The following is a 7,613-nucleotide window of genomic DNA, read 5'->3' as shown; positions in this document are numbered from 1 at the left end:
TTCCCCATGTGAGAGTAGGTCATCGTCAAGATTAAATTCCGAAACCCCTATCTGCGTATGCAGGTAGGGGTTTTGTTTTGTCCGCAGGAAAATCTGGCTCTCCGGGTTTCTATGCAACGGCCCGGGGCATGGCTATCATGCGGGCCTCATTGTGAGGCGAGACTTGCATGCTGACGTTGTTAAAGCTTCTTAAGGATGGCAAGTTCCATTCGGGTCAGGCCCTGGGCGTCGCCTTGGGCATCAGTCGTAGTGCGGTATGGAAGCAGCTACAGCATTTAGAAGCTGAGCTTGGCTTGTCTATCCACAAGGTGCGCGGACGTGGCTATCAATTGGCTACGCCACTGACGCTGCTTGATCCTGCCCGCATAAAAGAACAGGCGCCCTCGTGCGACTGGCCTATTCTGCTCTTCGACTCAATTGACTCCACTAATGCTGAAGCGTTGCGCGCAATACACCGAGGCCAGGCTGCACCATTTTTGGTGCTCTCCGAACGGCAGACTGCGGGTCGCGGCCGACGTGGGCGAAATTGGGCCAGTCCTTTCGCAGAAAACATCTATTACAGCCTCGTATTGCGCATCGAAGGTGGAATGCGTCAGCTCGAAGGGTTGAGTCTTGTGGTCGGGCTTGCTGTCATGCAAACGTTGAGAGATCTCGGTATCCCGGGCGCGGGCTTGAAGTGGCCCAACGATGTTCTGGTTGGTCAGAAAAAGATCGCCGGGATATTGCTCGAGTTGGTGGGTGATCCTGCTGATGTGTGTCACGTGGTGCTGGGTGTTGGAATTAATGTGAACATGCAGGCAACCGATGAGATTGATCAGCAATGGACATCCGTGCGGCTGGAGTCGGGCGGGGTGCTTGATCGCAATCACCTTGTCGCGCAATTAGGGTTGATGCTTCAGAAATATCTGACCCGTCATCAGATTGATGGGTTTTCCGCCATTCAGCGGGAATGGGAGCAGAACCATCTTTGGCAAGGGCGGGCAGTCTCGTTGATTGCTGGTGTCAACCAGATTGATGGTGAGGTGTTGGGTATCGACAGCCAGGGTGCCTTACGCTTGAAGGTAAATGGTGTGGAAAAAGTCTTTAGTGGTGGTGAGCTCAGCCTGAGGTTGCGTGATGATTCTTGAGCTCGACTGCGGAAACAGTTTTATAAAGTGGCGCGTTCTCTATGCGGATGCCAAGCAGGTGTTTGGAGAGGGGGTGGTGGATTCGGATCTCGCGTTGCTGGAAAGCCTGAATCGACTTGAGGGGCTGTCCCTCAAACATTGTCGGTTGGTCAGCGTGAGAACGACCGAAGAGACTGCTGCATTGACTTCTCTACTGGCACAAACGTTCTCAGTGTCCGCGATATGTGCCGCGCCGGCGCGCGAGATGGCTGGCGTTCGAAATGGATACGAAGAGTTCGAGCGGTTGGGACTTGATCGATGGCTTGCGATGCTTGGTGGATTTCATCTTTCCCCAGGAGCCTGTCTGGTGCTCGATTTCGGTACGGCAGTGACTGCAGATTTTATTGCGGGGGACGGAGAGCATCTTGGCGGGTTTATTTGCCCTGGAATGCCTCTGATGCGCAACCAGTTGCGAACTCATACCCGTAAGATTCGCTATGGCGATATCGCAGCCGAGCGTGCGCTGGAAAGCCTCGTGCCTGGTCGCACAACTGTTGAGGCGGTTGAGCGTGGATGTTCGCTGATGTTGAGGGGGTTTGTCCTGACTCAGCTGGAAATGGCGCGTAGTTATTGGGGGGAGGATTTTGCGGTATTCCTCACGGGAGGCGATGCGACGCTCGTCTCTGAAATCGTACCGGATGCCAGGCTGGTTCCAGACCTGGTGTTTGTAGGTCTGGCGATGGCATGCCCTTTGTCTTGAGGTTCTTATGCGTTGGTTGTTCCTGCTGTTGCTGGTTCTTAATGTCTTCTATTACATCTGGCATCAACAAGAGGCCCCGCTGCGTGCGAAAGATGTAACGCCTTTGAGTTTGTATCGAGGATCGCACCAGGATATCCGTTTGCTAAGCGAGGCAGCTGATGCGGGGCGTGAGAAGGTAAAGTTGGCGTCGACCGATAGTGGCTGCCTTTATTTGGGTGGTTTCACCCGTCAGGAGGTCGCCCTGGCAGCTGAGCGCCGACTGGGTAGGATGGATATCAAAGTTCAAGCCTTGCCAAAAGACTCCTCTGATCCGTCTGGCTACTGGCTCCGTGTAGCACCTGAAAGCCGGCGTTTAGTGGATGATCTTCAGATGCTAAACCTTTCCAAAGAATTCAATGAGTTAAAACATAAAATAATGCCGTGCGAGGGGGTTGCGCCTTCGGAATAGTTTGCATAGAATGGCGCCCGCTTCGCAGTGAAGACCTTTAACGGTCAGCGGTACGAAGCGGTGTCAACGCAGCTAACCTCAGGTTTTTAATGAGAAAATGCTTGACAGAAGGTCGGCATGATATAGAATGCCGGCTCGCTTAGGAGGGGTTCCCGAGCGGCCAAAGGGATCAGACTGTAAATCTGACGTCTACGACTTCGAAGGTTCGAATCCTTCCCCCTCCACCATTTTTAGCGAGAGCTGCAAGCTCCGCGGGTATAGTTTAGTGGTAGAACCTCAGCCTTCCAAGCTGATGATGCGGGTTCGATTCCCGCTACCCGCTCCAAGTTTGCAGGTCCTGCAAAGGTGTTACGCTCTTGTAGCTCAGTTGGTAGAGCACACCCTTGGTAAGGGTGAGGTCAGCGGTTCAAATCCGCTCAAGAGCTCCATATAACAAGGCAGATATGAAAATATCTGCCTTTGTTTTAATGGCTGGTATTACTGTTTAAATCTTCTGCTGGGGGTTGCTTCGATGGCTAAGGAAAAGTTCGAACGTAATAAGCCGCACGTCAACGTAGGCACCATTGGTCACGTAGACCACGGCAAAACTACCCTGACCGCTGCGCTGACCCGTGTCTGCTCCGAGGTTTTCGGTTCGGCAAAGGTTGACTTCGACAAGATCGATAGCGCCCCAGAAGAAAAAGCGCGTGGTATCACCATTAACACAGCTCACGTTGAGTACGATTCGGCTGTGCGTCACTACGCACACGTTGACTGTCCAGGTCATGCCGACTACGTAAAGAACATGATTACCGGTGCTGCTCAGATGGATGGCGCTATTCTGGTTTGCTCGGCCGCTGATGGTCCGATGCCGCAAACCCGTGAGCACATCCTGTTGTCCCGTCAGGTTGGCGTTCCGTACATCGTTGTCTTCCTGAACAAGGCTGACATGGTTGACGATGCTGAGCTGTTGGAGCTGGTTGAGATGGAAGTGCGCGATCTGTTGAGCACTTACGATTTCCCAGGCGACGACACTCCTATCATCATTGGTTCGGCGCTGATGGCGTTGAACGGTCAAGACGACAACGAGATGGGTACCACTGCCGTCAAGAAGTTGGTCGAGACGCTGGATACATATATTCCGCAGCCTGAGCGTGCTATTGATAAGCCGTTCTTGATGCCGATCGAGGATGTGTTCTCGATCTCCGGTCGCGGCACTGTTGTGACTGGTCGTGTTGAGCGTGGCATTGTCCGCATTCAGGAAGAAGTTGAGATTGTTGGTCTTCGTGACACTGTCAAAACTACTTGTACTGGTGTTGAGATGTTCCGCAAGCTGCTCGACGAAGGTCGTGCTGGCGAGAACTGCGGCGTTCTGCTGCGCGGTACCAAGCGTGATGATGTCGAGCGTGGCCAGGTACTGGTCAAGCCGGGCACAGTCAAGCCGCATACCAAGTTCACTGCTGAGGTTTACGTTCTGAGCAAGGAAGAAGGAGGGCGTCATACTCCGTTCTTCAAGGGTTATCGTCCGCAGTTCTACTTCCGTACAACTGATGTGACTGGTAACTGCGAATTGCCAGAAGGCGTTGAAATGGTGATGCCAGGTGACAACATTCAAATGACTGTCACTCTGATCAAAACCATCGCGATGGAAGATGGCTTGCGTTTCGCTATCCGTGAAGGCGGTCGTACCGTCGGCGCTGGTGTCGTAGCCAAAGTTATCGAGTAAATTGTTGTAATGTCTTTTTCGGGCCGGCATAATGGTCGGCCTGATTTTGTTTTAGGTCAGTAGCTCAATTGGCAGAGCGACGGTCTCCAAAACCGTAGGTTGGGGGTTCGATTCCCTCCTGACCTGCCAGATTCACTTGGTGTGTCTGGCTTTCTTTTCACAGGATCTTCATAGATGACTCCTAAAGCTGAAGCTCAAGGCTCTCGCTTCGATCTGCTCAAGTGGCTTGTAGTAGTCGCCTTGGTGGTTGTTGGCGTTGTTGGCAATCAGTATTACTCTGCTTCGCCGATCCTGTACCGCGTACTTGCATTGCTCGCCATTGCTGCCGTAGCTGCCTTTGTAGGCCTGCAGACAGTCAAGGGCAAGTCTTTCTTTGTACTGGTTAAGGAAGCTCGCACCGAAATTCGTAAAGTCGTGTGGCCAACTCGCCAAGAAACCACGCAGACCACGCTGATTGTTGTGGCTGTTGTTCTGGTTATGGCGTTGCTGTTGTGGGGGCTTGATTCCCTGCTCGGCTGGCTTGTTTCCTTGATTGTCGGCTAAGGGTGTCCCGTGGCTAAGCGTTGGTACGTTGTGCATGCTTACTCCGGTTACGAGAAGCATGTCATGCGCTCGTTGGTAGAGCGCGTAAAGCTGGCTGGCATGGAAGATGGCTTTGGCGAGATTCTGGTTCCCACTGAAGAAGTGGTTGAAATGCGTAATGGCCAGAAACGCAAAAGCGAGCGCAAATTCTTCCCAGGTTATGTGCTGGTTCAGATGGACATGAATGAGGGTACTTGGCACTTGGTCAAGGATACTCCTCGGGTGATGGGTTTCATCGGTGGTACAGCTGATAAACCTGCGCCGATCACTGATAAAGAGGCAGAAGCGATTCTGCGTCGTGTTGCTGATGGTAGCGACAAGCCGAAGCCGAAGACGTTGTTCGAGCCGGGCGAGTCGGTACGTGTCAATGACGGGCCGTTTGCTGATTTCACTGGAACGGTCGAAGAAGTTAACTACGAAAAGAGCCGGATCCAAGTGGCAGTGCTCATTTTCGGTCGCTCTACTCCGGTAGAGTTAGAGTTCAGTCAGGTCGAAAAGGTCTAGCTGAGCAAGCATCCCAACCCCGCAGCCCTAGGCTGTGGGGTTTTGTCGTCACTGGGATAAACGCGCAAGTAACCGGGGAGCCTTTCGAGGCGTTCGAACCCGTAATTGGAGTGCCTCATGGCCAAGAAGATTACCGCTTACATCAAGCTGCAAGTGAAGGCCGCTCAGGCTAACCCAAGCCCACCTGTTGGTCCTGCTTTGGGTCAGCACGGCGTGAACATCATGGAATTCTGCAAGGCTTTCAACGCCCGTACTCAGGGTATTGAACCAGGTCTGCCGACTCCAGTGATCATCACTGTCTACAGCGACCGTAGCTTCACTTTCGAAACCAAGTCCACCCCTGCTTCGGTTCTGCTGAAGAAGGCTGCTGGTCTGACTAGCGGTTCCGCTCGTCCGAACACCGTTAAGGTTGGCACCGTGACCCGTGCTCAGCTGGAAGAAATCGCGAAAACCAAAAACGCGGATCTGACTGCAGCTGATATGGACGCAGCCGTGCGTACTATCGCCGGTTCTGCTCGTAGCATGGGCCTTAACGTGGAGGGTGTGTAATGGCTAAGTTGACCAAGCGTCAAAAGGCTATCGCCGGCAAAATCGAAGCGGGCAAGTCCTACAACTTTGTAGATGCTGCCGCCCTGCTGGCTGAGCTGTCGACTGTCAAGTTCAGCGAGTCGTTCGACGTTGCTGTAAACCTGGGTGTTGACCCGCGTAAATCTGACCAGGTTGTTCGTAGCGCTACTGTGCTGCCACACGGCACTGGCAAGACCGTTCGCGTAGCTGTGTTCACCCAGGGTCCAGCTGCTGAGGCCGCTCTGGCTGCCGGCGCTGACCGTGTAGGTATGGACGACCTGGCTGCCGAAATGAAAGGCGGCGACCTGAACTATGACGTAGTTATCGCATCCCCGGATGCCATGCGCGTTGTTGGTCAGTTGGGTCAGATCCTGGGCCCGCGCGGCCTGATGCCTAACCCTAAAGTCGGCACCGTAACGCCAGACGTAGCTACCGCGGTTAAAAACGCCAAGGCTGGTCAGGTTCGTTATCGCACCGACAAAAACGGCATCATTCACACCTCCGTTGGCAAAGTCGGCTTTGATGCCGTCAAGCTGAAGGAAAACGTTGAAGCCCTGATCGCTGATCTGAAGCGTATCAAGCCAGCTTCCTCGAAAGGTATTTACGTCAAGCGCGTTACCCTGAGCACCACCATGGGTCCAGGTCTGGTCATCGACCAAGGCTCGCTCGACGCGTAAGACACAGATTGGCGCAAGCAATTGCGCCAATTGAAAGATTGGGGTCCCTGCCTGGCGGGGGCTATCCAAGACCGTAGGCGACGCAAGTCTTAAACCTCAAGCCTACGCAGATGGTGCTCCCGGTTCCTTACCGAATCAGACACCAAAACGACATCTGGCCTCGGTTGGATGAAACGGTAACAAGCAGGAGTTTTTCCCGTGGCAATTAAACTTGAAGACAAGAAGGCCATCGTCGCTGAAGTCAACAAGGCTGCCCAAGTTGCTCTGTCCGCTGTCGTGGCTGATGCCCGTGGCGTAACAGTAGGCGCTATGACCGGACTCCGTAAAGAGGCTCGTGAAGCTGGCGTTTACGTACGTGTTGTACGTAACACCCTGCTCAAGCGCGCCGTTGCTGGCACTCAATATGACGTGCTCAACGACGTGTTCACTGGCCCGACCTTGATTGCATTCTCCAAAGAACATCCGGGCGCTGCTGCTCGTATCTTCAAAGAGTTCGCAAAAGGTCAGGATAAGTTCGAGATCAAGGCAGCTGCGTTTGAGGGCAAGTTCCTCGCGGCTAATCAGATCGACGTACTGGCAAGCCTGCCGACCCGTGACGAAGCAATTTCTCAGCTGATGAGCGTGATTCAAGGCGCAACCAGCAAATTGGCTCGTACTCTGGCGGCTCTTCGCGACCAGAAAGAAGCCGCTGCAGCCTAAGGCTGAGCGACACCTTTCAGCGTTTATTGTTTATTTCGACGGCCGCGTAGGCTGTCACCCCAATACAGGAATTTATAGTCATGTCTCTGACTAACGACCAAATCATCGAAGCAATCGGCGAAAAATCCGTTCTGGAAATCGTTGAGCTGATCAAGGCCATGGAAGAGAAGTTCGGCGTTTCTGCTGCCGCTGCTTCCGCTGGTCCAGCTGCTGTCGCTGCTGTTGTTGAAGAACAAACTGAATTCAACGTCATGCTGCTGGAAGCTGGCGAGAAGAAAGTTAACGTGATCAAGGCAGTACGTGAACTGACCGGTCTGGGCCTGAAAGAAGCCAAGGCTGTAGTTGACGGCGCTCCTGGCATCGTTCTGGAAGCTGTTTCGAAAGACGCAGCTGACAAAGCCAAAGCCACTCTGGAAGAAGCAGGCGCTAAAGTCGAGCTGAAGTAAGCATCGACTTTGCTCCTCCAGCCCGAGCGTTAAGCGAAAGGCTGATGGCTGGTGGCTCTTGCCACCGGCCTTTTTCCGTTATTGGCAGCCGACTGGGTCGGTGCTGGTAACGAGCTGTA

The 7,613-nt window shown here is 53.5% G+C and carries 10 protein-coding genes and 4 tRNA genes; all 14 read left to right on the top strand.

The genetic code is table 11. The features are described from left to right. The first annotated feature begins 167 nt into the window (after window positions 1-167). The 14 genes from birA (at window position 168) to rplL (ending at window position 7,494) form a co-directional block, all read left to right on the top strand. Window positions 168-1,127: a bifunctional biotin--[acetyl-CoA-carboxylase] ligase/biotin operon repressor BirA gene (gene birA / locus FHL16_RS21935; protein ID WP_077749258.1), complete on the top strand. Its 960-nt coding sequence runs from the start codon at window positions 168-170 to the stop codon at window positions 1,125-1,127. Further along, entirely contained in the window at window positions 1,117-1,866 is a 750-nt protein-coding gene (locus FHL16_RS21930; protein WP_010467247.1) for a pantothenate kinase, read from the top strand. Before birA ends, FHL16_RS21930 begins: the two co-directional genes overlap by 11 nt. A 7-nt stretch (window positions 1,867-1,873) precedes the next feature. Beyond that, window positions 1,874-2,314 (top strand): hypothetical protein, encoded by a 441-nt coding sequence (locus FHL16_RS21925; protein ID WP_077749257.1) that lies wholly within the window; start codon window positions 1,874-1,876, stop codon window positions 2,312-2,314. Window positions 2,315-2,456: 142 nt separating this feature from the next. Then, window positions 2,457-2,541 (top strand) — tRNA-Tyr (locus FHL16_RS21920). 24 nt (window positions 2,542-2,565) lie between these two features. Next, window positions 2,566-2,639, top strand: a tRNA-Gly gene (locus tag FHL16_RS21915). A 27-nt stretch (window positions 2,640-2,666) separates the two neighbouring features. Beyond that, window positions 2,667-2,742: transfer RNA gene (locus FHL16_RS21910), tRNA-Thr, on the top strand. 83 nt (window positions 2,743-2,825) lie between these two features. Continuing rightward, complete coding sequence (gene tuf / locus FHL16_RS21905; RefSeq protein WP_010467251.1) at window positions 2,826-4,019, top strand: elongation factor Tu; 1,194 nt, start codon at window positions 2,826-2,828, stop codon at window positions 4,017-4,019. Window positions 4,020-4,072: 53 nt separating this feature from the next. Next, a tRNA-Trp gene (locus tag FHL16_RS21900) sits at window positions 4,073-4,148 on the top strand. Window positions 4,149-4,193: 45 nt separating this feature from the next. Next, a complete protein-coding gene (gene secE, locus FHL16_RS21895) occupies window positions 4,194-4,562 on the top strand; it encodes a preprotein translocase subunit SecE (protein ID WP_008145488.1) in 369 nt (122 codons plus the stop codon). A 9-nt stretch (window positions 4,563-4,571) separates the two neighbouring features. Beyond that, window positions 4,572-5,105 carry a transcription termination/antitermination protein NusG gene (gene nusG / locus FHL16_RS21890; protein WP_007896622.1) on the top strand — a complete coding sequence of 178 codons (534 nt, stop codon included), beginning with the start codon at window positions 4,572-4,574 and terminating at the stop codon, window positions 5,103-5,105. Between the two features lie 117 nt (window positions 5,106-5,222). Next, window positions 5,223-5,654, top strand: a complete 432-nt coding sequence (gene rplK / locus FHL16_RS21885) for a 50S ribosomal protein L11 (RefSeq protein WP_003210097.1) — start codon at window positions 5,223-5,225, stop codon at window positions 5,652-5,654. Then, the gene (rplA, locus tag FHL16_RS21880; protein WP_007896626.1) at window positions 5,654-6,349 is read left to right on the top strand and encodes a 50S ribosomal protein L1; all 696 of its coding nucleotides are present in this window, start codon (window positions 5,654-5,656) and stop codon (window positions 6,347-6,349) included. Before rplK ends, rplA begins: the two co-directional genes overlap by 1 nt. Window positions 6,350-6,547: 198 nt before the next feature. After that, window positions 6,548-7,048, top strand: coding sequence for a 50S ribosomal protein L10 (rplJ, locus tag FHL16_RS21875; RefSeq protein WP_010467255.1), 501 nt, complete (start codon window positions 6,548-6,550; stop codon window positions 7,046-7,048). Window positions 7,049-7,128: 80 nt separating this feature from the next. Next, window positions 7,129-7,494 (top strand): 50S ribosomal protein L7/L12, encoded by a 366-nt coding sequence (gene rplL, locus FHL16_RS21870; protein WP_077749256.1) that lies wholly within the window; start codon window positions 7,129-7,131, stop codon window positions 7,492-7,494. The last annotated feature ends 119 nt before the right edge of the window (window positions 7,495-7,613 follow it).

This window comes from Pseudomonas sp. FSL W5-0299 (assembly GCF_005930655.1).
In the GTDB taxonomy this organism is placed as follows: domain Bacteria; phylum Pseudomonadota; class Gammaproteobacteria; order Pseudomonadales; family Pseudomonadaceae; genus Aquipseudomonas; species Aquipseudomonas mandelii.
Note: the sequence above shows the minus strand (reverse complement) of the source record. Positions and strands in the feature narration are given on the sequence as shown.